18 protein-coding genes are annotated in these 20,965 nt (G+C 68.7%); 12 read left to right on the top strand and 6 right to left on the bottom strand.

Features of this window, described 5'->3' with window-relative positions:
• The first annotated feature begins 33 nt into the window (after positions 1 to 33).
• The 7 genes from P1J78_RS13080 to P1J78_RS13050 are packed head-to-tail and all read left to right on the top strand — an operon-like array spanning position 34 to position 7,571.
• Positions 34 to 924, top strand: coding sequence for a carbohydrate ABC transporter permease (locus P1J78_RS13080; RefSeq protein WP_275567815.1), 891 nt, complete (start codon positions 34 to 36; stop codon positions 922 to 924).
• On the top strand, positions 917 to 1,852 hold the full coding sequence (locus P1J78_RS13075) for a carbohydrate ABC transporter permease (protein WP_275567814.1): 936 nt from the start codon (positions 917 to 919) through the stop codon (positions 1,850 to 1,852). The genes P1J78_RS13080 and P1J78_RS13075 overlap by 8 nt, the downstream gene beginning before the upstream one ends.
• A 3-nt stretch (positions 1,853 to 1,855) precedes the next feature.
• Positions 1,856 to 2,935, top strand: a complete 1,080-nt coding sequence (locus tag P1J78_RS13070; protein ID WP_275567813.1) for an ABC transporter ATP-binding protein — start codon at positions 1,856 to 1,858, stop codon at positions 2,933 to 2,935.
• 60 nt (positions 2,936 to 2,995) lie between these two features.
• Positions 2,996 to 3,739, top strand: a complete 744-nt coding sequence (locus P1J78_RS13065; RefSeq protein WP_275567812.1) for a sugar phosphate isomerase/epimerase family protein — start codon at positions 2,996 to 2,998, stop codon at positions 3,737 to 3,739.
• Positions 3,740 to 3,751: 12 nt separating this feature from the next.
• Entirely contained in the window at positions 3,752 to 4,888 is a 1,137-nt protein-coding gene (locus P1J78_RS13060) for a Gfo/Idh/MocA family protein (protein ID WP_275567811.1), read from the top strand.
• The gene (gene mgrA / locus P1J78_RS13055; RefSeq protein ID WP_275567810.1) at positions 4,889 to 5,938 is read left to right on the top strand and encodes an L-glyceraldehyde 3-phosphate reductase; all 1,050 of its coding nucleotides are present in this window, start codon (positions 4,889 to 4,891) and stop codon (positions 5,936 to 5,938) included.
• A 31-nt stretch (positions 5,939 to 5,969) separates the two neighbouring features.
• Positions 5,970 to 7,571, top strand: a complete 1,602-nt coding sequence (locus P1J78_RS13050) for a glycoside hydrolase family 43 protein (RefSeq protein ID WP_275567809.1) — start codon at positions 5,970 to 5,972, stop codon at positions 7,569 to 7,571.
• A gap of 187 nt (positions 7,572 to 7,758) precedes the next feature.
• Here P1J78_RS13050 and P1J78_RS13045 read toward each other — a convergent pair whose 3' ends face one another.
• The 3 genes from P1J78_RS13045 to P1J78_RS13035 are packed head-to-tail and all read right to left on the bottom strand — an operon-like array spanning position 7,759 to position 10,789.
• Positions 7,759 to 8,808, bottom strand: a complete 1,050-nt coding sequence (locus P1J78_RS13045; RefSeq protein ID WP_275567808.1) for an alanine racemase — start codon at positions 8,806 to 8,808, stop codon at positions 7,759 to 7,761.
• A gap of 3 nt (positions 8,809 to 8,811) precedes the next feature.
• Positions 8,812 to 9,603, bottom strand: a complete 792-nt coding sequence (locus P1J78_RS13040; RefSeq protein WP_275567807.1) for an SDR family oxidoreductase — start codon at positions 9,601 to 9,603, stop codon at positions 8,812 to 8,814.
• Positions 9,604 to 9,613: 10 nt separating this feature from the next.
• Positions 9,614 to 10,789 carry an alpha-galactosidase gene (locus tag P1J78_RS13035; RefSeq protein WP_275567806.1) on the bottom strand — a complete coding sequence of 392 codons (1,176 nt, stop codon included), beginning with the start codon at positions 10,787 to 10,789 and terminating at the stop codon, positions 9,614 to 9,616.
• 175 nt (positions 10,790 to 10,964) lie between these two features.
• Here P1J78_RS13035 and P1J78_RS13030 point away from each other — a divergent pair, with 175 nt between their 5' ends.
• Both P1J78_RS13030 and P1J78_RS13025 read left to right on the top strand, forming a co-directional pair.
• The gene (locus P1J78_RS13030; RefSeq protein WP_275567805.1) at positions 10,965 to 11,351 is read left to right on the top strand and encodes a RidA family protein; all 387 of its coding nucleotides are present in this window, start codon (positions 10,965 to 10,967) and stop codon (positions 11,349 to 11,351) included.
• Between the two features lie 69 nt (positions 11,352 to 11,420).
• A complete protein-coding gene (locus tag P1J78_RS13025) occupies positions 11,421 to 12,470 on the top strand; it encodes a Gfo/Idh/MocA family protein (RefSeq protein WP_275567804.1) in 1,050 nt (349 codons plus the stop codon).
• Positions 12,471 to 12,856: 386 nt separating this feature from the next.
• Here P1J78_RS13025 and ligD read toward each other — a convergent pair whose 3' ends face one another.
• Entirely contained in the window at positions 12,857 to 15,274 is a 2,418-nt protein-coding gene (gene ligD / locus P1J78_RS13020; RefSeq protein ID WP_275567803.1) for a DNA ligase D, read from the bottom strand.
• Positions 15,274 to 16,128, bottom strand: coding sequence for a non-homologous end joining protein Ku (gene ku / locus P1J78_RS13015; protein WP_275567802.1), 855 nt, complete (start codon positions 16,126 to 16,128; stop codon positions 15,274 to 15,276). The genes ligD and ku overlap by 1 nt, the downstream gene beginning before the upstream one ends.
• 551 nt (positions 16,129 to 16,679) lie before the next feature.
• On the opposite strand from ku, the gene P1J78_RS13010 reads away from it, so the two are divergent.
• The 3 genes from P1J78_RS13010 to P1J78_RS13000 all read left to right on the top strand — a co-directional run bounded on the left by P1J78_RS13010 (position 16,680) and on the right by P1J78_RS13000 (position 20,618).
• Positions 16,680 to 18,365, top strand: coding sequence for a glycine/sarcosine N-methyltransferase (locus P1J78_RS13010; protein ID WP_275567801.1), 1,686 nt, complete (start codon positions 16,680 to 16,682; stop codon positions 18,363 to 18,365).
• A gap of 119 nt (positions 18,366 to 18,484) precedes the next feature.
• Entirely contained in the window at positions 18,485 to 19,669 is a 1,185-nt protein-coding gene (metK, locus tag P1J78_RS13005; RefSeq protein WP_275567800.1) for a methionine adenosyltransferase, read from the top strand.
• Between the two features lie 193 nt (positions 19,670 to 19,862).
• Positions 19,863 to 20,618: an SDR family oxidoreductase gene (locus P1J78_RS13000; RefSeq protein WP_275567799.1), complete on the top strand. Its 756-nt coding sequence runs from the start codon at positions 19,863 to 19,865 to the stop codon at positions 20,616 to 20,618.
• 99 nt (positions 20,619 to 20,717) lie between these two features.
• On the opposite strand, the gene P1J78_RS12995 is transcribed toward P1J78_RS13000, so the two are convergent.
• Positions 20,718 to 20,900 carry a hypothetical protein gene (locus P1J78_RS12995; RefSeq protein ID WP_275567798.1) on the bottom strand — a complete coding sequence of 61 codons (183 nt, stop codon included), beginning with the start codon at positions 20,898 to 20,900 and terminating at the stop codon, positions 20,718 to 20,720.
• Positions 20,901 to 20,965 lie beyond the last annotated feature (65 nt).

Below are 20,965 nucleotides of genomic sequence, written 5' to 3'. Positions count from 1 at the left end.
TCGGCCAACGACAGCCACGGGGGAGAGGCAGTCATGGCGTCTGGACGCCCGATCCAGCTTTTCCGGAACATGACGGCCAAGATCGCCGCGATTCCGATGATCCTGACCGCGCTGGTCATCTTCGTCGGCGGCACGGCCTGGACCGTCGTCTATTCCTTCACCAACTCGAAGCTCCTGCCGCGGGCGAATTTCGTCGGCTTGGACCAGTACGAACGGTTGTGGAACACCAACCGCTGGATCGTGTCGATCGAGAACCTGCTGATCTACGGCATCTGCATGCTGGTCCTGTCCTTCATCATCGGCTTCGTGCTGGCCGCGCTGATGGACCAGAAGATCCGGTTCGAGAACACGTTCCGCACGATCATCCTGTATCCCTTCGCGCTGAGCTTCATCGTGACGGGCCTGATCTGGCAATGGCTCTTGAACCCGGATTTCGGCGTGCAGAACGTGGTGCGCGGGCTGGGCTGGGTCAGCTTCGAGTTCGACCCGCTGAACAATTCCAGCATCGTGATCTACGGGGTCCTGATCGCGGGGCTGTGGCAGGGCACCGGCCTGGTCATGGTGCTGATGCTCGCGGGCCTGCGCGGGATCGACCAGGAGATCTGGAAGGCCGCGCGGGTCGACGGCATCCCGATGTGGAAGACGTACCTCTATATCGTCGTGCCGATGCTGCGGCCGGTCTTCATCACCAGCATCGTGATCATCGCCAGCGGCATCGTGCGGGTCTACGACCTTGTCGTCGCGCAGACGGCCGGGGGCCCGGGGATCAGTTCCGAAGTGCCCGCGAAATACGTCTACGACTACATGTTCCAGGGCCAGAACCTGGGCCAGGGCTTCGCCGCCTCGACGATGATGCTTCTGGCCGTGGCCATCGTGATCATCCCCTGGGCCTACCTCGAATTCGGGAGCCGGAACCGTGGCTAACCCTGCTACCATCTCCACCGCCGTCGCGGGCGCCGACACGCTGCCGCTCGACGGGCCGCAAGGGCCGCGGCCGCGCCCCCGGCTGTCGCGCCGCAACATCTTCATCTACGGCACGATGCTGGTGGTGGCGGTCTACTACCTGCTGCCGCTCTACGTGATGATCGTGACCTCGCTGAAGGGGATGCCGGAAATCCGGCTGGGCAACATCTTTTCCCCGCCGATGGAGATCACCTTCGAGCCCTGGGTGAAGGCCTGGGCCGAGGCCTGCACGGGGCTGAACTGCGACGGGCTGAGCCGGGGGTTCTGGAACTCGGTGAAGATCACGGTGCCCTCGGTCTTCCTGTCGATCGCGGTGGCCTCGGTGAACGGCTATGCGCTGTCCAACTGGAAGTTCAAGGGCGCGGACATCTTCTTTACCATCCTGATCTTCGGGGCGTTCATCCCGTACCAGGTGATGCTCTACCCCATCGTGATCATCCTGCGCGAGATCGGGCTCTACGGCTCGCTGGGCGGGCTGGTGATCGTGCATGTGATCTTCGGCATGCCGATCGTCACGCTTCTGTTCCGCAACTACTTCGCGTCGCTGCCGGAAGAGCTGTTCAAGGCGGCGCGGGTCGACGGGGCCGGGTTCTGGCAGATCTACTTCCAGATCATGCTGCCGATGTCGCTGCCGATCTTCGTGGTGGCGATGATCATCCAGGTCACCGGCATCTGGAACGACTTCCTGTTCGGGGTGGTCTACACGAAACCCGACACCTACCCGATGACGGTTCAGCTGAACAACATCGTCAACTCCGTCCAGGGGGTGAAGGAATACAACGTCAACATGGCCGCGACGATCCTGACCGGGCTGGTGCCGCTGGTCATCTACTTCGTCTCCGGCAAGCTGTTCGTGCGCGGCATCGCCGCGGGCGCCGTGAAGGGCTGAGGCATGGCTGCGAATTCTGTCGAAATCAAGAACCTGGACCTGTCGTTCGGCGCGGTGAACGTGCTGCAGAATCTGAACCTGCAGATCCCCGAGGGCGAGTTCCTGGTGCTGCTGGGCGCCTCGGGCTGCGGCAAGTCCACGCTGCTGAACTGCATCGCGGGGCTCTTGGACGTCTCGGGCGGGCAGATCTGGATCAAGGACCACAACGTCACCTGGGCCGAGCCGTCCAAGCGCGGCATCGGCATGGTGTTCCAGTCCTACGCGCTCTATCCGCAGATGTCGGTGAAGGGGAACCTGTCCTTCGGGCTGCGCAACGCCGGCTTCAGGAAGGCCGAGATCGAGGAGCGCGTGGCGCGGGCCGCGGGGATCCTGCAGATCGAGCCTTTGTTGAGCCGCAAGCCGGCGGCGCTGTCTGGCGGGCAGCGGCAGCGGGTGGCGATCGGCCGGGCGCTGGTGCGCGACGTGGACGTGTTCCTGTTCGACGAGCCGCTGTCGAACCTCGACGCCAAGCTGCGCGCCGATCTGCGGGTCGAGATCAAGCGGCTGCACCAGCGGCTGAAGAACACGATGATCTACGTCACCCACGACCAGATCGAGGCGATGACGCTGGCCGACCGCATCGCGATCATGCGCGGCGGCGCGATCCAGCAGCTGGGCTCGCCCGACGAGATCTACAACCGCCCCGTCAACAAGTACGTGGCCGAGTTCATCGGCTCGCCGGTGATGAATTTCCTCGAAGGCGAACTCACCGGCGCCGGTTTCGTCAGCGGTGGCGAGACCATCCCGACCGAGGGCTACACCTGGGCCGACGGGGCGGGCACCGGGCCGGCCTGGCTGGGTATCCGGCCAGAGCACGTGGCCTCGGGCGCGGACGCGGCGAAGAAGACCTACACGACCGAGATCGCGGTGGAGCTGGTGGAGCCGATGGGCTCGGACACGCTGGTCTGGTGCCAGGTCGCCGGGCAGCCGTTCCATTTCAACATGGATGGCCAGGAAAAGGTGGCGCCGGGCGACCGGCTGACCATCGGGTTCGATGCCGCCCGGGGGTCGATGTTCGACAAGGACAGCGAAGCGCGGCTCTGACGCGATTCCCGGAAAACTGAAACGCCGGGCCGCAACGCCCGCAAAAAAACGGATGGAATGATGGATTTCTCCTATCAGCTCTACAGCTCGCGTAATTTCCCGCCGCTGTCCGACACGCTGCGGATGCTGGCCGAAGCCGGCTATGCCCAGGTCGAGGGCTTCGGCGGCGTCTACGACGACCCCGACGCCCTGTCGGGCGGATTGCAGGAAAACGGGCTGACGATGCCCACCGGGCATATCGGCCTGGACATGCTGGAAAGCGACCCCGACCGCGTGCTGCTGCTGGCGCGGACGCTGGGCTTCGAGGCGGTCTTCGTGCCCTTCCTCATGCCCGACCAGCGGCCGGAGGACGCCGCCGGATACGCCGATTTCGGCCGCCGGCTGGTCGCGGCGGGCAAGCCGGTGACCGATGCGGGGCTGAAGTTCGGCTGGCACAACCACGACTTCGAGTTCCGGCCGCTGGCCGATGGCACCCGCCCGATCGAGGCGATGACCGCCGCGGCGCCCGAACTGCTGCTGGAGCTGGACCTCGCCTGGGTGCACCGCGCGGGCGAGGACCCGGTGGCGTGGATCGACCGCTATGCCGACCGCATCCTGTCGGTCCATATCAAGGACATCGCGCCCGCGGGCGAGAACGAAGACGAGGACGGCTGGGCCGATGTGGGCCACGGCGTCATGGACTGGCCGGCGATCAACGCGGCGCTGGAGAAGACCGACGTCGCCTATCGCGTCATGGAGCATGACAAGCCCAGCGACGACACGCGCTTCGCCCGGCGCTCCATCGCCACCGCGAAATCCTGGTAAGGAGGCGCAGGCATGGACAAGCTGAATGTCGGCATCGTCGGCTGCGGCAACATCTCGGCCGCCTACCTGCGCCTGGCGCCGCTGTTCCCGGCGCTGCAGGTCACGGCGGTGGCCGACATCGACCCGGACGCCGCCGCCGAACGGGCGGAGGAGTACGGCGTCAAGGCGCTGAGCGTCGAGGACATGATGGCCTCGGACGTGGACGCCGTCGTCAACCTGACCATCCCCGAGGCGCATGTCCCGGTGTCGAAGCAGGCGCTGGAGGCGGGCAAGCACGTCTACTCGGAAAAGCCCTTCGCGCTGTCGACGGCCGAGGGCGAGGAGCTGCGCAGCCTGGCCGAGGCGAAGGGGCTGCGCGTCGGCTCGGCGCCGGACACCTGGATGGGCGGCGCGCATCAGCTGGCGCGGGCGCGGATCGACGAGGGGCTGATCGGCGACGTGGTGGCCGGCAGCTGCCACGTGATGAGCCACGGGATGGAGCACTGGCACCCCAACCCCGACTTCTTCTTCCTGCCGGGCGCCGGGCCGATCTTCGACCTCGGACCCTATTACATCACCAACCTGGTCCAGCTGATCGGGCCGGTGAAGCGGGTGGCCTCGCTGACCACGTCGGCCACGCCGACCCGCACGATCCGGACCGAGGGCCCGCGGCAGGGCGAGGAAATCCCGGTGCGCACGCCCACGAACATCCACGCGCTGCTGGAGTTCGAAAACGGCGCGACGATCACCTTCTCGGCCAGCTGGGACGTCTGGGCGCACCGGCACGGGAACATGGAGCTCTACGGGCTCGAGGGCTCGCTCTTCGTGCCGGACCCGAACTTCTTCGGCGGCCAGGTCGACCATGCCGGCCGCGACGGACAGATCGCGCCGCTGGCGGCCTGGGACCACCCGTTCGGCCGCCCGAACCAGGAGCACCCGAAGCTGGGGCCGCTGGCCAACTACCGCACCGCGGGGCTGGCCGACATGGCGCAGGCCATCGTGGACGGTCGGCCGCATCGCTGCGCTCTGGAGCTTGCACTTCACGTCGTGGACGTGATGGATGCGATCCTGAAGGCGGGCGAGACCGGGACCTGGGTCACTCTGTCGACCACGTGCGCGCGGCCGGCGGCGCTCTCGCCTGCCGATGCTGCAACGCTGATGGAGGACTGAATGCGCTACGCCCCTGCCCCGGACCGTTACGACCGGATGCCCTATCGCCGCTGCGGGCGGTCGGGGCTGAAGCTGCCGGCGATCTCGCTGGGGCTCTGGCACAATTTCGGCCACGACACCCCGCACGAGGTGAAGCGGTCGATCTGCCGGACGGCCTTTGACCACGGGATCACCCATTTCGACCTGGCCAACAACTACGGTCCGCCCCCCGGCAGCGCCGAGGAAGCGTTCGGAGAGATCCTGCGCACCGATTTCCGCGGCCTGCGCGACGAGTTGATCGTGTCGTCCAAGGCCGGCTACACCATGTGGCCCGGCCCCTACGGCGACTGGGGCTCACGGAAGTACCTGGTCGCCTCCTGCGACGCCTCGCTGAAGCGGATGGGGCTCGACTATGTCGACATCTTCTACTCGCACCGCTTCGACCCCGACACGCCGCTGGAAGAGACGATGGGGGCGCTGGATTCGCTCGTCCGGGCCGGCAAGGCGCTCTATGTCGGGATTTCGTCCTACAACTCGCAGCGCACGCGCGATGCGGCAGCGATCCTGAAGGAGCTGGGCACGCCCTGCGTGATCCACCAGCCCTCCTACAACATGCTGAACCGCTGGGTGGAACGCGACGGGCTGAAGGAGACGCTGGCCGAACTGGGCATCGGCTCCATCGCCTTCACGCCGCTGGCGCAGGGGATGCTGACCAACAAGTACCTGGGCGGGATACCCAAGGGCTCGCGCGCGACGCAGGGCAAGACGCTGAAGCCCGACATGCTGTCGGAGCGGGCCATCGAGAACATCCGCAAGCTCAACGAGATCGCCGAGGCGCGCGGCCAGACGCTGGCGCAGATGGCGATCGCCTGGGTGCTGCGCGGCGAGGGCATCACCACGGCGCTGATCGGCGCGTCGCGGCCCGAACAGGTCGTGGATTGCGTGGGCGCGGTGGAGAACCTGGCGTTCACCGACGACGAGCTGGCGAAGATCGACGAATACGCGGACGAGGAGAAGATCAACCTCTGGGCGCGGTCGTCGGAAACCACCGAGGGGGCGGCGGAGCGATGAGCGCGCGGCCCTCCGACCGGAGGCAGAGCGCGTGATCCAGAACCCCGTCCTGCCCGGCTTCAACCCCGATCCGTCGATCTGCCGGGTGGGCGGGGATTATTACATCGCCACCTCCACCTTCGAGTGGTACCCGGGCGTGCAGATCCACCACTCGCGCGACCTGGCGACCTGGCGTCTCGTCGCCCGGCCCCTGAACGGGCCCGCGCTTCTCGACATGCGCGGCAATCCCGACAGCTGCGGCATCTGGGCGCCGTGCCTCAGCCACGCGGACGGGCGGTTCTGGCTCGTCTACACCGACGTGAAGCGCTATGACGGCTCGTTCAAGGACGCGCCGAACTACATCACCACCTGCGAGACCATCGACGGGGACTGGTCGGATCCGTGGTTCGTGAAGAACACCGGCTTCGACCCGTCGCTGTTCCATGACGACGACGGGCGGAAATACTTCGTCGTGCTGCAATGGAACCACCGCGGCCGCGGCACCGGCGGGAACCCGGCGCATGCAAGCTTCGACGGCATCCTGTTGCAGGAATGGTCGCCGGAGGCGGGGCTGACCGGGCCGTGCCGCAAGATCTACGACGGGACCGACCGGGGGCTGACCGAGGGTCCGCATATCTTCAAGCGCGACGGCTGGTACTATCTGACCGCGGCCGAGGGCGGCACGGGCTACGACCACGCCGTGACCATGGCGCGCAGCCGCGACATCTGGGGGCCGTACGAGACGCATCCCGAAAAGCACCTGATCGACGCCAGCCATGCGCCGGATCATCCGATCCAGCGGGCGGGGCACGGGCAGTATGTCGAGACGCCGGACGGTCAGGGCTATCACAGCTTCCTGATGGGCCGGCCCATTGCCGGGGCGGACGGGACCGGGCGGTATTGCCCGCTGGGCCGGGAGACCGGGATCGAGCGGGTGGTCTGGCGCGACGGGTGGCTGTGGCTGGAGGACGGCGGGACGCTGCCGCGGGTTGAAGTGCCGGGCCTTGTGGCGGCGGAGCCGGAGGCGCCGCAACCGTGCGAAACCGACTTTTCCGGCGACGTGTTGCCAGCCGAGTTCCAGTGGCTGCGCACGCCCGAGCCGGACCGCATCTTCCGGCTGGGCGACGGGGCGCTCACGCTGATCGGGCGGGAGAGTCCCGGAAGCTGGTTCGAGCAGGCGCTGGTCGCGCGGCGGCAGGAGCATTTCGCCTATGCCGCCGAGACAACGGTGGTGGCGTTCGAGCCGGAGACCTACCAGCAGAATGCCGGCCTCACGACCTATTACAACCGGTACAAGTTCCACGCCGCCCTGGTGACCCACGACCCGGATGCGGGGCGGTCGCTGGTGCTGATGTCCTGCGCCGGGGACTATCCGGATGGCGGGGTCGAGATGGTGGGCGATCCGGTGCCGGTGGCCGGCGGGCCGGTGGAGCTGCGGGTGGAGGTGGATCGCGCCACGCAGCGCTTCCTGTGGCGGCAGGGCGGAGACTGGCGGCCGCTGGGGCCCGAGCTGGACGCGGCGGTGATCTCGGACGAGGGCGGGCGGGGCGAGCACGGATCCTTCACCGGGGCCTTCGTGGGGATGATCTGCTTCGACATCACCGGGCTGGGGCGCGAGGCGCGGTTTTCGAGGTTCGCCTACCAGCCCGGGTGAGAGGCGGATGGCCAAGCGTCCGAGGTTGGACACGGGGTCAAGTACTTGATAGTTTTATAGTTACCGCTAACAGCGTGGGCGTCCGCCACGCTGCATGACGCAGTCGCATTCGAGTTGCGATGCTGGTCTCTGCGCCACCCGGCCTTAAGCCGCGGCCTGTCAGAGAGCCCCGAACACTGATGCCCCGCTACCGCGTGCAGCCCCGGGCGGAGACCTCCCAGTCCTCCGTCCGGCCGTCGGAATGACGGACGACAACGCGGTCGTGCAGGTTGCTGACCGGGCAGACGTGGTTGGGCAGGATCCACACCTTCTCGCCCAGCATCGGCGCGGGGCCGGCCGGGTCGGTGCGAACGATGCCGTGCTCCTCGGTCAGCTTCTCGATCACCGCGTCCGGGTAGTCGATCAGCAGCCCGTAGCCCGGATGCCCCTCGCCCGACAGGTCGCTGGTCAGGGTCTTGCTGCCGCAGTCCAGGATGAAATGGCCGGGCTGCGGCGTGCTGATCACCGTGGCCAGGACGTGCAGCGCGCAGTCGTCCAGGGTGCAGGCCCCCGAGATCACCGTGTTGCGGTCGTTGTAGATGTAGGTGCCGACGCGCAGCTCGTCGGCGACGCCCAACTCGTGCGAGCGGAAGGCGCCGGGGGTGCCGCCGCCCGACACCGTGGGGATGTCCAGACCGTCGGCCTCCAGCAGCGGGCGAAGCGCGGCGACGAAGGTCACGGTCGCCTCTGTCGTCGGGTAGGTCATGACACCGGCCAGGCGCAGGCCCTCGGTGTCGGCGACCTGGCGGGCCAGCGCGGCGGCCGCCTCGGGCGTGGTCACGCCGGTGCGGCCCATGCCGCTGTCGAATTCCACCAGCACGCCGATCGCGGTGCCGGCCTCGCGGGCGGCCGCCGCGGCGGTCTCCACCGCAAGCGGGCTGTCGGCGGCGACGGTGATGCGGGCCCGCGGCGCGAGGGCGGCCAGGCGGCGGGCCTTCTCGGCGCCGATCATCGGGTAGGAGATCAGGATGTCGTCACAGCCCCTCTCCAGCATCACCTCGGCCTCGGTCAGCTTCTGGCAGGTCAGCCCCACCGCACCCAGCGCCATTTGCCGCCTGGCCAGCTCCACGATCTTGTGGGTCTTGATATGCGGGCGCAGCTTCAGCCCGTGGGCGTCGCAATAGTCCTGCATCCGCCGCAGGTTGGCCTCGACCCGCGCGAGGTCGACGACCGGGATCGGGGTTTCCAGCGTTGCCACGTGTCAGTCCTCCACCGTGAGTTCGCGGGCCATCCTGTGGTTTCCGGCCATCAGCCCGCCATCGACCGGCAGCACGGCGCCGGAGATGAAGGCGGCGGCGTCCGAGGCGAGGAAGGCGATCGGTCTGGCGATGTCCTCCGGCCGGGCGACGCGGCCCAGCGGATACCACTTGGTCAGGCCGTCCAGCACGTCGGGCTTTTTCGCAATGCGCTCGTCCCAGGCCGGCGTGCGCACGGTGCCGGGGCAGACGATGTTGGCGCGGATGTTGTGCGGGCCGTATTCGGTGGCCATCGTGCGGGTGTAGCTGATCAGCGCGGCCTTGGCGGCGCTGTAGCCGGGCTGGCCGAAGGTGGCGAGGCCGTTGACCGAGCCGACCACCACGATGGCCCCGCCGCCCCGGGCCTTCATCCCGTCGACCACGGCGGCGACGGCGTTGAAGGCGACGCAGGCATTGTCGGCCAGCTCCTCGCGGAAGGCGCCCGGCGTGGTCTTGTCCAGCGTGGTGCTGGGGCCGCCGGTGAAGGCGTTGGCGACGACGATGTCGACCGGGCCGAGCTCTGCCGCGGCCCGGTCCACCGCCGCCTTGGCGGCGTCGAAGTCGCGCAGGTCGGCCGCCGCCCCGGCCACCGCGTGGCCCTCGGCGCGGCGGGCCTCGACCGCCGCCTGCACGGCGTCGGCGTCCAGGTCCATCAGGATCACCTTCGCCCCGTCGGCGAGGAACTCGCGGACGACCGCCGTGCCGATCCCGCCCAAAGCGCCGGTCACCAGCGCCACCTTGTTCTCCAGTCGCGTCACGCGCGTCTCCTCAGATCGCCGCCAGCGCGCGGCCGATCCGGTCCAGCCCGGATTGCCGCATGTGGCCGTGGTTGTAGAACCCGAACTCCCGCACGCCCGCCGCCGCGAAGCCCGCGACGGTGCCGGCGAAGGAGGCCTCGGTCCGGTGTTCGGGCGACGTCGGGCGCAGGACGGCGCGCATGTCGGGGCGGCCGATCTGCTCGGCCACGCGGGCGTGGTCGTAGAGCGCTGCGTCGCTGTAGAAACAGACCTCCAGCCCGTCGCAGGCGGCGTCGAGCGCCGCAAGGTCGCTGCCCTCGATCCAGGCCAGCGCCAGCGGCTGGTTGACCGACGGGATCACGTGCAGCGTGGCGTCCCGGCGCAGGCCGTCGCGGATGGCGGCGACCAGCGAGGTGACGACGGTGCAACGCCAGCGCAGGTAGGCGGCGAGTTCCGCATCGCGCACCAGTTCGGATTCGAGCCATCGCCGGTCGGCGGCCGGGTCCGGCTCGTCGGCGGCCGCCAGCGCGGTGTCCACGCGGCCGCGCACCCGCGCCTGCAGCGCGTCGGCGTCGATCCCGGCGGCGCGAGCGCCCTGCCGGCAATGGTCGCAGAAGCACAGGCCGAGATAGAATTCGAGCCGCGGGGACGAGCCGATCAGCGCGAATTCGTGGTGATAGCCGTGCGCGTAGGGCAGCCAGCCGGGGGTCTCCAGGGTCAGGCCGCGCACCGGGTAGCGCTCGGCGATGTCGGCGCAGAGCGTGACCGCGTAATCGCGCACCTCCGGACAGGACGGGCAGAGGCTGTAGTGCAGCGGGTCGCCGAAGGCGTTGCGGGTGACCGCGCCGGGGTGCAGGGCGCCGAGGCGGCTGTTGTGCAAAAGCACGACCCAGGCGGAGACGGCGACGGCGTCCTGCGCGCAGAACGTGCCCAGCACGTCCGTCTCGGCCGCCAGCGCGCCGATCTGCGGCCGGATCGCGCCGTATCTCTCGGGGGTCACGCGGCAATGGGCGACGCCGTCCTCGGGGAAGTAGACCCTGCCGGCCTTGCCGTGCGGCCGGATGAACTTGCCCGCGTGGTAGGAGGCGGCGATGGCGAGGGTGTCGAGGCCCAGCCGGTCCATCCGCGCGGTCAGCGCGGCCGGATCCTCCTCCGCCAGATCCCAAGTATATGCGTAGAGCGCGCGATAGGGCGCTGCCTGTGTCATGCCGATCCCCCTGGCCCCCCGACCCCTTGACCGAATGTCCTCCCGCCGATGCTAGCCATCCGCCCGGCGAAGCGCAAATGCCGCAACGGCTTGACGAAATCGCCGGCCGCCCCCTACCGTTCGCGGCGATCATGTCACCCACCGCCGGCACGTCCGGCCCAGCCGGAGCATCCCCATGTCCAAGGTCATCGAGCATTTCACCCATCCCGGCGCCACGGGCACCCCGCCGCTGAGCCCGGCGGTGCGCACGGGCGACTATGTCTGGGTCTCGGGCCAGGTGCCCTTCGGCGCCGACGGCCGCGTCGTGGGCCACGAGATCGCCGGGCAGACCGAGCAGGTAATGGCCAACCTGAAGGCGGCGCTGGAGCTGGCCGGCTGCACGCTGGACGACGTGTGCAAGACGACCGTCTGGCTCGCGGACGCGCGCGACTTCGCGAAGTTCAACGCGGTCTACGGCAGCTACTTCCAGAACGGATTCCCGGCGCGCACGACCTGCGAGAGCCGGCTGATGGCCAACATCCTCGTCGAGATCGAGGCGGTGGCGTACAAGCCGCAAGGGTAAGGCCGGCCGTCGCATTCTTGGCGGCGGGGCCGGACCGATCGTTTCGGGGGGAAGGGAAGGAGCGTGGCCGTGGCCGACCTCAGGATCGCCGTGATCGGCGCGGGCATCATCGGGCGCACGCATATCGAGACGCTGGGGCGGGTCGAGGGGATGGCGCTGTCGGCCATCGCCGACCCCGATCCGGCGGCGAAGGCGCTGGCGGATGCCCGGGGCGTCCCGTTCTTCGCCGAGGCCGCCGACCTGATCGCGGCGCGGGTCGCGGACGCGGTCGTGGTGGCCGCGCCGAACGACGCGCATCTGCCGCTGGGGCTGGAGCTTCTGGCCGCCGGGCTGCCGGTGCTGATGGAAAAGCCGGTGACCGCGTCGCTGGCCGAGGGCGCGGAGCTGGTCGCCGCGGTGGAGCGCACCGGCGTGCCGGTGCTGGTGGGCCATCACCGGCGGCACAACCCGATCATCAAGGCGGCGAAGGCCGCCATCGAGGCGGGCGAGATCGGGGAGCTGGTGACGGCCACGGTGATGAGCGTGCTGACCAAGCCCGCGCCCTATTTCGCCGCCTGGCGCGTCGTGGCGGGACAGGGCGGGCCGCTTCTGATCAACACGACGCACGAGATCGACCTGCTGCGGCACTTCTTCGGACCCGTCGCGCAGGTCACGGCCGTGACCTCCAACGCGCAACGCGACCTGCCGGTCGAGGACACGGCGGCGGCCATCCTGAGCTTCGAGCGCGGGGGCCTCGCCACCATCACCCAGACCGATGCGGCCGCCGGCCCCTGGGCCTGGGACGTGACGGCGGGCGAGAACCTCGCGCGGTTTCCGGCGCATGACACCATCGCCCATGCCTATGCGGGCACGAAGGCCGCGCTGAGCCTGCCGGACCTGTCGCTCTGGCGCCATCCGGGCCCGCCGGACTGGACCGTCGAGATGCGGCGAACCGCCCTGCCCCACACGCCCGGCGACGCCTATGTCGCGCAGCTGGCGCATTTCGGCGCGGTGGCGCGCGGCGAGGCGGAGCCGCTGAACAGCGCGGCGGACGGGCTGGGCACGATGACGGTGGTCGAGGCGATCCGCCGGTCCGCCGCCGAGGCGCGGCAGGTCTCGGTCGCGGAGCTGGCGCCGTAGAGGGCGCGCCGCGTCGGGGCCGGGCCCTTGCCCGGTGGCGGTGCGGGGCGGCCGGCAGCGGGAGTTGCGTATTTGGAACGAGAAGAAGCCCGGGGTGGTGCACTTCGGGGGGCGGTGTCCGGGGTGGCGGTCGGGCCGGGTCGGGCTCTTGCCCGGTGGCGGCGCGGGGCGGCCGGCGGCGGGATTTGCGTATTTGGAACGAGAAGAAGCCGGGGGTGGTGCGCTTCGGGCGGCGGTGTCGGGGTGGCGGTCGGGCCGGGTCGGGCCCTGGCCCGGTGGCGGTGCGGGGTGGTCGTCGGCGGGACTTGCGTAATTGGAACGAGAAGAAGCCCGGGGGTCGTGCGCTTCGGGGTGCGGTGTCCGGGGAGGCGGGGGCCGGATGCGCCTCAGTCCGCTTCCTGCGACAGGGCGGCTTCCAGCTTGTCCACGCGCTTTTCGGTCACGCCGACCGGGGCGGGCAGGTCTACGGCGGACCAGTCCCGCTCCTGCGCCGATTCCAGATCGAAGGCGCGGGCGCTCTCAATGTCTTTCAGTTCGTCCCAGCCCACCGGCACGGCGACCGGGGCGCCGGGATGGGCGCGGAGCGAGAACGGGGCGATGGCCGTCGCGCCGCGCTCGTTGCGCAGGTAGTCGATGAACACCCGGCCCTTGCGCTTCTTCTTCGACATCTCCGCGGTGTAGCGGTCGGGGGCGCGGGTCGCCATGAGCTGCGCGAAGATGCGGGCGTAGAGCTTCACCGTGTCCCAGCCGGCGGTGCGACGGAGCGAGACGATCACGTGGATGCCCTTGCCGCCGGTCAGCAGCGGCCAGGAGGCGAAGCCGAGGTCGGAGAGCGCATCGCGCACCTCGAAGGCGGCGGCGCGGACATCTGAGAAGTCCAGCCCCTCGTCGGGGTCGAGGTCGAAGACCATGCGGTCGGGGCGGTCCAGCCTGTCGCGGCGGCTGCCCCAGATATGGAGTTCCAGCGTGCCCATCTGCGCCGCCGCCACCAGCCCGGCGGCATCGGTGACGTACATGTAGGGCTCCGTCCCGCCATCGGATTCCTCGATCTCGACCGTCTTCAGGCCGTCGGGAAACCCCTTGCCCGCGTGTTTCTGGAAGAAGCGGTCGCCGCCCAGCCCCTCGGGCAGGCGGACCAGCGACAGGGGCCGGTCGGCCGCCGTCTCGAGGATGCGGTCGGCCATCGTCTCGTAGAAGCGGGCGACGTCGAGCTTGGTGACGCCGGCATCGGGATAGACCTTACGGTCGCCACTGCTGATCTCGACCCCGGCGACGGGGGTGCGGTCGTCTTCGGTCATGCGGTCATTGTCCAGGCGAACGGTGCGGGCGGGCTTGTCATCGCGCAGGCCCTGGTAGACGGCGTGGCGCAGCATGCCGTCGGCGGTGCGCTCGGCATAGTCGATCTCGGCGACGAGCTTCGGCGTGATCCAGTGGACGCCGCGCGCCTCGGCCCGCGGCACCTCGGCCGGGGCGGTCTTGCGTTCCAGGGGGCGCATGGCGTCCGACAGCTCGTCCATATCGTCGGCGTCGAAGCCGGTGCCGACCTTGCCGACATAGACGAGGTCGTCGCCGTCATGCGCGCCGAGCGCCAGCGAGGAGTAGGCGCGGCCGCGCTTGTCGCTTTCCTGCCAGCCGATCACGACGAACTCGTCGCGGCGGCGGCATTTGACCTTCAGCCAGCTCTTCGTGCGGCTGTGGCGGTAGGTGTCGGCCATGCGCTTGGCGATCAGCCCCTCGCCGCCGGCGTCGCAGACCCGGTCGAAGACCTCTGCGGCGTTCTCCTCGATCACCGGCGACAGCTGCGCCGGCCCCTCCGCCGGCATGTCGTGCCAGATGTCTTCCAGCGCCGCGCGCCGGTCGGTGAGCGGCTTGCCGGTCAGGTCGGTGCCGTCGCGGTCCAGCAGGTCGAAGGCATAGAAGCGAAAGGGGCCGCCGTTCTTGATCGCCTTCTGCAGGTTGGAGAAACCGTCCAGCCCGGCGCCGGCCACGATTTCCCCGTCGATCAGCGCGCTGTCGCAGTCGACCTGCGCGAAGGCGGGGGCGAGGCTTTCGAAGCGGTCGGTCCAGTCCTTGCCGTTCCGGGTGAAAACGCGCGGGCCGTCCTCGCCCAGCGCGATCAGCGCGCGGTAGCCGTCGAACTTCATCTCGTGCCACCAGCCGTCGCCGTCGGGCATCTCGTCGGACAGCGTCGCGAGCTGCGGCTTGGCGAAGCGCGGGCGCTTGCCCTCGTGCAGCGGGACCGGCTTCTTCTCCGACGCGATCTGGCGCATGGTGCGGTTGGTCGAGATGCTGCGGCGGTAGCGGCGCACGGGGTCGCGGGCACCGGCAGCCTCATCGTCCCCCTTGATCAGCAGCCAGTTCTCGCGCTTTTCCTTGCCCTTCATGAGCACGAGGTTCCAGTCGCCGGTCAGCCGCGCGCCGTGCAGGCGAAGGTGCAGGTGGCCCTTCTTCAGGCCCTTGTCGACGGGGTCCAGCGGCTCCCAGTAGCCGAGGTCCCAGAGCATGACCGTGCCGGCGCCGTAATTGTCCTCGGGGATCGTGCCCTCGAAGCCGATATAGGAGAGCGGGTGATCCTCGGTCCGCACGGCGAGGCGCTTTTCCGAGGTGTCGAAGGACGGCCCCTTGGTGATCGCCCAGCTGAGCAGCACGCCGTCCCATTCCAGCCGCAGGTCGAAATGGGTGCGCGTGGCATCGTGCTTCTGGATCGCGTAGCGCGGTGCGAGATTCGAACTGCGGCCGGCCTCGAAGGGTTCGGGCGTGCGGTCGAAGTCGCGGCGTTCGAGATAGTCGTCGAGCTTGTCCATCAGGCCGATTTCTTGGTCTTGCCGCCGGATTTGGATTTCGAGGACTTGGACCTGGACGATTTGCCGTCGGTCTTCAGGCTCTCCTTCAGCGCGGACATCAGGTCGACCACGTTGTCGTCGCCCTGCCGCGCCTCGCCCTCGCCGGTCCTGGCGCGCGGGGTCTTCTTGTTCTTGCGCTTGCGCTCGATCAGGTCGCGCAGCGCCGCGTCGTAGCTGTCCTCGAAGGCGGAGGCGTCGAAGCTGTCGGTCTTGCGGTCGATCAGCTCGGTCGCGACGTCGAGCAGCTCTTCGTCGGCCGGGTCGTCCTCGATATCGGAAAACAGCGGGTCGGCGGCCTTGATCTCGTCGGCGTAGTGCAGCGTCTCCAGCAGCAGCCCGTCGCCGCAGGGGCGCAACGCGCAAAGATATTCCTTGCCGCGCATGGTCAGCTGGCCCAGCCCCACCTTCTCCGTCTGGCGCAGGGCGTCGCGGACGACGCGGTAGGCGTCCTGGGCCAGCTCGTCGGTGGGCACCACGTAATAGGGCTTGTCGTAATAGAGCGGCGGGATCTCGGCGACGCCGACGAACTGCACCAGCTCCAGCGTCTTCTTGGTCTCCAGCTTGATCGCGTCGATCTCCTCGGGCTCCAGCAGCAGGTATTCGTCGTCGTCCAGCTCGTAGCCCTTCAGGATGTCGTCGCGGTCGACCGGGCCGATGCCGGGCACCGTCTTCTCGTAGCGCACGCGCTTGCCGGAGGGGCCGTGAATCTGCCGGAAGCTGACCCGCGCGCCGCGTTTCGTCGCCGAGTGAATCTCCACCGGAATCGAGACGAGCGACAGGCGTAGCTGACCTTTCCAGACGGCGCGCGAAGCCATGGGGTTCCTCCTTGTGTCACGGAACGAACGCACGCGGCGCCGATTTGTTCGACCCCGGCGCGGCGCCCGGCGGTCGCGGCGGGGCGGGGCGCGACTCGGGTGTGCCGTTCGGCGCGGGGAGTCGCGCGCGGCCGGAATTCTTCACCTGATCTAAATGTTTTAGCGGCGGGCGCGGCGGTGACAAGGCGGTCGTCCCGCCGGAAGCGGCCGCAGGGCGGCGCGCGCGTTAACAGATTGCTTTGGGAAAGCAAATCATAAACTTCATGAAAAAGTCGCATACAAAGGTTGAAACGACGCTTTTGAAAGTCATAATGCAGCCGCAGAGACATTCGCCGGAATTTTGCTTCGAGACATCGAAGCACAGGCGCAACGACGCGCCGTGAGCAGAGCCGCTCGCGAGCGAATGGTTTCACAAGGCGCCGTTGGGCGCAGCGACACAAACTGCATCGGGCCGACTTCACGCATCGCCGCACAACGGCGCCGCGAGGGAAGTGACCGGTTGGACGCATCGCGTCCGGCCTTTGGCCCAGAACGCAAGGGGACTGTAGACGATGAGCGACACACTCGCTGAAAACGCCGAACTCACAATGACCGACCAGGTCTATAGCGACGATCCGCTGAGCGACCGCGAGACGGATCACTATCGCAAGGAGTATGTCAGCACCTTCGTCGACAAGTGGGACGAACTGATCGACTGGCGCGGCCGGGCCGAGAGCGAGGGCCAGTTCTTCATCGACATCCTGCGCGCCCGCGGCAAGGAACGGGTGCTCGACGTGGCCTGCGGCACCGGCTTCCACTCTGTCCGGCTGACCGAGGAAGGCTTCGACGTGACTGCCGCCGACGGCTCGGCCGCGATGGTCGCCAAGGCGTTCGAGAACGGCCAGGCCCGCGGCCTGATCCTGAAGACGACGCAGGCCGACTGGCGCTGGCTGAACCGCGACATCGCGGGCAAGTACGACGCGATCATCTGTCTGGGCAATTCCTTCACCCACCTGCACGAGGAGAAGGACCGCCGCCGCGCGCTGGCCGAGTTCTACGCCGCGCTGAAGCATGACGGCCTGCTGATCCTCGATCAGCGCAACTACGACGCGATGATCGACAACGGCTATTCCACCAAGCACAAGTTCTACTATTGCGGCGACAACATCACGGCCGAGCCGGATCACGTCGACGAGGGGCTGTGCCGGATGCGCTATTCCTTCCCCGACGGGTCGTCCTACACGCTGAACATGTGCCCGATCCGCAAGAACTACATGCGCCGCCTGCTGCAGGAGGCCGGGTTCGAGCGGGTCCGCACCTATGGCGACTTCCAGGAGACCTATGCCGAGGACGACCCGGACTTCTTCATCCACGTCGCCGAGAAATCCGCGCTGCACCTGGTGCGCTGGGGCGATGTGGATGCGGACGGCCGCGAGGACATCCGCGACATCACCGAGGACTACTACGACAGCGACGACGCGGACACCTTCTACTCCACGATCTGGGGCGGCGAGGACCTGCATATCGGCCGCTACGCCGAGACCAAGGACATCCGCACCGCCTCCGACCGCACCATCGAGTCGATGATCGACCGGCTGCCGAAGCTGGACGAGACCTCGCGCGTGCTGGACATGGGCGCGGGCTATGGCGGCGCGATGCGGACGCTGGTGAAGAAGACCGGCGCCACGGCGGTGTGCCTGAACATCTCCGAGACCCAGAACGAGTACAATCTCGGCAAGATCCGGGCCGCCAAGCTGGGCCACAAGATCTCGGTGCGCCACGGCGTGTTCGAGGACGTGCCGGAGGCCGACGAAAGCGTCGACGTGGTCTGGAGCCAGGACTCGTTCCTGCACTCCGACCAGCGCGACAAGGTGCTGGCCGAAGCCTTCCGCGTGCTGAAGCCGGGCGGTCACCTGATCTTCACCGACCCGATGCAGTCCGACGCGGCCGACCCGGCCGAGCTTCAGCCGGTCTACGACCGCCTGCAGCTGAACAGCCTGGGCAGCCCCGGCTTCTACCGCGAAACCGCCGAGAAGCTGGGCTTCGAGACGGTGGAGCAGGAAGAGGCCGTCGCCGACCTGCGCGCGCATTACAGCCGCGTCCGCGAGGAGCTGCTGGCCAACTACGACAAGCTGCGCGAGGCCGGCGCCTCGAAGGAGTATCTCGACAAGATGGCCGTCGGCCTGGAGAACTGGGTGAAGGCCGCCGATGCCGGCCAGCTCGCCTGGGGCATCCAGCACTTCCGCAAGCCGGCCTGAGACAGGCAGAGGCCGGGGCGCAGCCGCGCCCCGGTCGTACCCAACAACCCGAAATGCAGCCAAGCTGCGAAACCGCCTGATCCGTCAGGCGCTGACTATACATGGAGGAAAGGGACAAGATGAGCGACAAGACCTGGCTCTTTACCAGTGAATCGGTGTCGGAGGGGCACCCCGACAAGGTCTGCGACCGCATCTCGGATGCCGTGCTGGACGCCTACCTGGACGCCGACCCGCAGTCGCGCGTGGCCTGCGAGACGCTCGCCACCACCGACCGCGTCGTGATCGCCGGCGAGGTGCGCGGCCCCGACGACGTGCGCCAGCATGTCGAGGAGATCGCCCGCCAGGCCATCCGCGACATCGGCTACGAGCAGAAGGGCTTTTCCTGGAAGACCTGCGCCGTCGAGAACCTGCTGCACGAGCAATCGGCCGACATCGCCATGGGCGTCGACGAAGGCGACAAGGGCGAGGAAGGTGCCGGCGACCAGGGCATCATGTTCGGCTATGCCTGCGACGAGACCGACGAGCTGATGCCGGCGCCGATCCAGTTCGCCCACCGCATCCTGCGCTTCATGGCCGAGGACCGGAAATCGGGCGTGCAGCCCAAGTTCGGCCCCGACGCCAAGAGCCAGGTGACGCTGCTCTACCGCGACGGCAAGCCGGTCGGCCTGGACACCGTGGTGGTCTCGACCCAGCACCTCGAAGGCGTCAGCCAGGACGAGGTCCGCGAGATGGTGAAGCCCTATATCGAAAAGGCCTTCCCCTCCGACTGGACGCTGCCGGACGACAAGCTGATCGTGAACCCGACCGGCAACTTCGTCATCGGCGGACCCGACGGCGACGCCGGCCTGACCGGCCGCAAGATCATCGTCGACACCTATGGTGGCGCGGCCCCGCATGGCGGCGGCGCGTTCTCGGGCAAGGATCCGACGAAGGTGGACCGCTCGGCGGCCTATGTGGCGCGCTACCTCGCGAAGAACGTGGTGGCCGCGGGGCTGGCCGCGAAGTGCCAGATCCAGCTTGCCTATGCGATCGGCGTGCCGGAGCCGGTGGCGCTCTATGTCGACACGCTGGGCACCGGCAAGGTGTCGGAGGACAAGCTGGCCACGCGCCTGCGCGAGATGGTCCGCCTGACGCCGCGCGGCATCCGCGAGCACCTGGACCTGCTGCGCCCGATCTACGCGCGCACCGCGGCCTACGGCCATTTCGGCCGGCAGCCCGAGGCCGATGGCGGCTTCTCCTGGGAGAAGACCGACCTGGCCGACGAGCTGGCGCGCAGCTTCGGCGCCTCCGTGGCGGCCGAGTAAGGCAGCCTGCTGCGGCGCGGTCCGGCCGGACGGCGCCGCACGGCGGAAGACACACGACCAGGACGGGCGGCCCGCAGGATACGGGCCGCCCGTTTCTCGTGGCGCCCTGCCCCGCCGCATGACCGGCGCCCGGCTGGCAGCGGACCACGCGAATATGGTACTGCCCCCGAGACACAAACCCGGAGAACACCGCATGACCCCGTTCGACCTGACCGACCGGACCGCACTGGTGACCGGCGCGAGCCGCGGCATCGGCGCGGCGATCTGCACCGCGCTGGCACGGTCCGGCGCCGACGTGATCGGCGTCTCCTCCAGCCTGCCCGACGACGGCGGCGATGTGGGCGCCGCGGTGCGCGACGCCGGCCGCCGCTTCGACGCGATCTCCTGCGACCTGGGCGACCGCGCCGCGATCCATGCGATGCTGGAGGAGCTGGCGGACCGCCGGATCGACATCCTGGTGAACAATGCGGGCATCATCCGGCGCGGGCCGGTGGCCGAGCACAGCGATGCCGATTGGGACGCCGTCATGGCGGTCAACCTCGACGCGCCCTTCCTGCTGACGCGCGAGATCGGGCGCGGGATGCTGGCGCGCGGCGACGGCAAGGTGATCTTCGTGGCCTCGGTCCTCAGCTTCCAGGGCGGGATCACCGTGCCCGGCTATGCCGCCGCGAAGGGCGGCATAGCCCAGCTGACCAAGGCCTTCGCCAACGAATGGGCGGCGCAGGGCGTGAACGTCAACGCGATCGCGCCGGGCTACGTGGCCACCGACAATACCGCGGCGCTGCAAAGCGACCCCGAGCGCGAGGCGCAGCTGATGGCGCGGGTGCCCGCCGGGCGCTGGGGCCGGCCCGAAGAGATCGCCGACCCGGTCGTGTTCCTCGCCAGCGACGCGGCGCGGTTCGTGCATGGGACGGTGCTGTCCGTCGATGGCGGCTGGCTCGGCCGGTGAGCGGGCGCGCAGGACGCGCGGCTCGGACCGGCCCGAGGTGATGGCCGCGACAGGGCGTCCCGGCGCGACCCTGAGGCCACCCGACGCCGAGCGGCGCCGTCAATCGGCATTCACGACCACGGTCGCGCCGTCGGCGGAGGCCAGCCGCAGGGGCGTGTCGTAGAGATCGCTCAGGACCGCAGAGGTCATCGTGTCGCTCCAGGGCCCGGTGCAATGCAGCCGCCCGGCCTTCAGCGCAACGCACCAGTCGGCATAGAGTCTTTCGGGATTAACCAGGCGCATATCCCGCAGCCTGGAAATAGTTTCTGCATTCAACCGGAGAGAACAGGTCGCATATCCTGCCGAGT

The organism is Psychromarinibacter sediminicola (genome assembly GCF_029168335.1).
Classification (GTDB): Bacteria; Pseudomonadota; Alphaproteobacteria; order Rhodobacterales; family Rhodobacteraceae; genus Psychromarinibacter; species Psychromarinibacter sediminicola.
This window is presented reverse-complemented; position numbering and strand designations above follow the sequence as displayed.

Bases quoted from the DNA above. Each gene is read 5' to 3' on its own strand.
- P1J78_RS13010 (WP_275567801.1), top strand. From the start codon at position 16,680: ATGAGCGACACACTCGCTGAAAACGCCGAACTCACAATGACCGACCAG.
- metK (WP_275567800.1), top strand. From the start codon at position 18,485: ATGAGCGACAAGACCTGGCTCTTTACCAGTGAATCGGTGTCGGAGGGG.
- P1J78_RS13080 (WP_275567815.1), top strand. From the start codon at position 34: ATGGCGTCTGGACGCCCGATCCAGCTTTTCCGGAACATGACGGCCAAG.
- P1J78_RS12995 (WP_275567798.1), bottom strand. From the start codon at position 20,900: ATGCGCCTGGTTAATCCCGAAAGACTCTATGCCGACTGGTGCGTTGCG.
- P1J78_RS13000 (WP_275567799.1), top strand. From the start codon at position 19,863: ATGACCCCGTTCGACCTGACCGACCGGACCGCACTGGTGACCGGCGCG.
- P1J78_RS13030 (WP_275567805.1), top strand. From the start codon at position 10,965: ATGTCCAAGGTCATCGAGCATTTCACCCATCCCGGCGCCACGGGCACC.
- P1J78_RS13060 (WP_275567811.1), top strand. From the start codon at position 3,752: ATGGACAAGCTGAATGTCGGCATCGTCGGCTGCGGCAACATCTCGGCC.
- mgrA (WP_275567810.1), top strand. From the start codon at position 4,889: ATGCGCTACGCCCCTGCCCCGGACCGTTACGACCGGATGCCCTATCGC.
- ku (WP_275567802.1), bottom strand. From the start codon at position 16,128: ATGGCTTCGCGCGCCGTCTGGAAAGGTCAGCTACGCCTGTCGCTCGTC.
- P1J78_RS13070 (WP_275567813.1), top strand. From the start codon at position 1,856: ATGGCTGCGAATTCTGTCGAAATCAAGAACCTGGACCTGTCGTTCGGC.
- ligD (WP_275567803.1), bottom strand. From the start codon at position 15,274: ATGGACAAGCTCGACGACTATCTCGAACGCCGCGACTTCGACCGCACG.
- P1J78_RS13065 (WP_275567812.1), top strand. From the start codon at position 2,996: ATGGATTTCTCCTATCAGCTCTACAGCTCGCGTAATTTCCCGCCGCTG.
- P1J78_RS13035 (WP_275567806.1), bottom strand. From the start codon at position 10,789: ATGACACAGGCAGCGCCCTATCGCGCGCTCTACGCATATACTTGGGAT.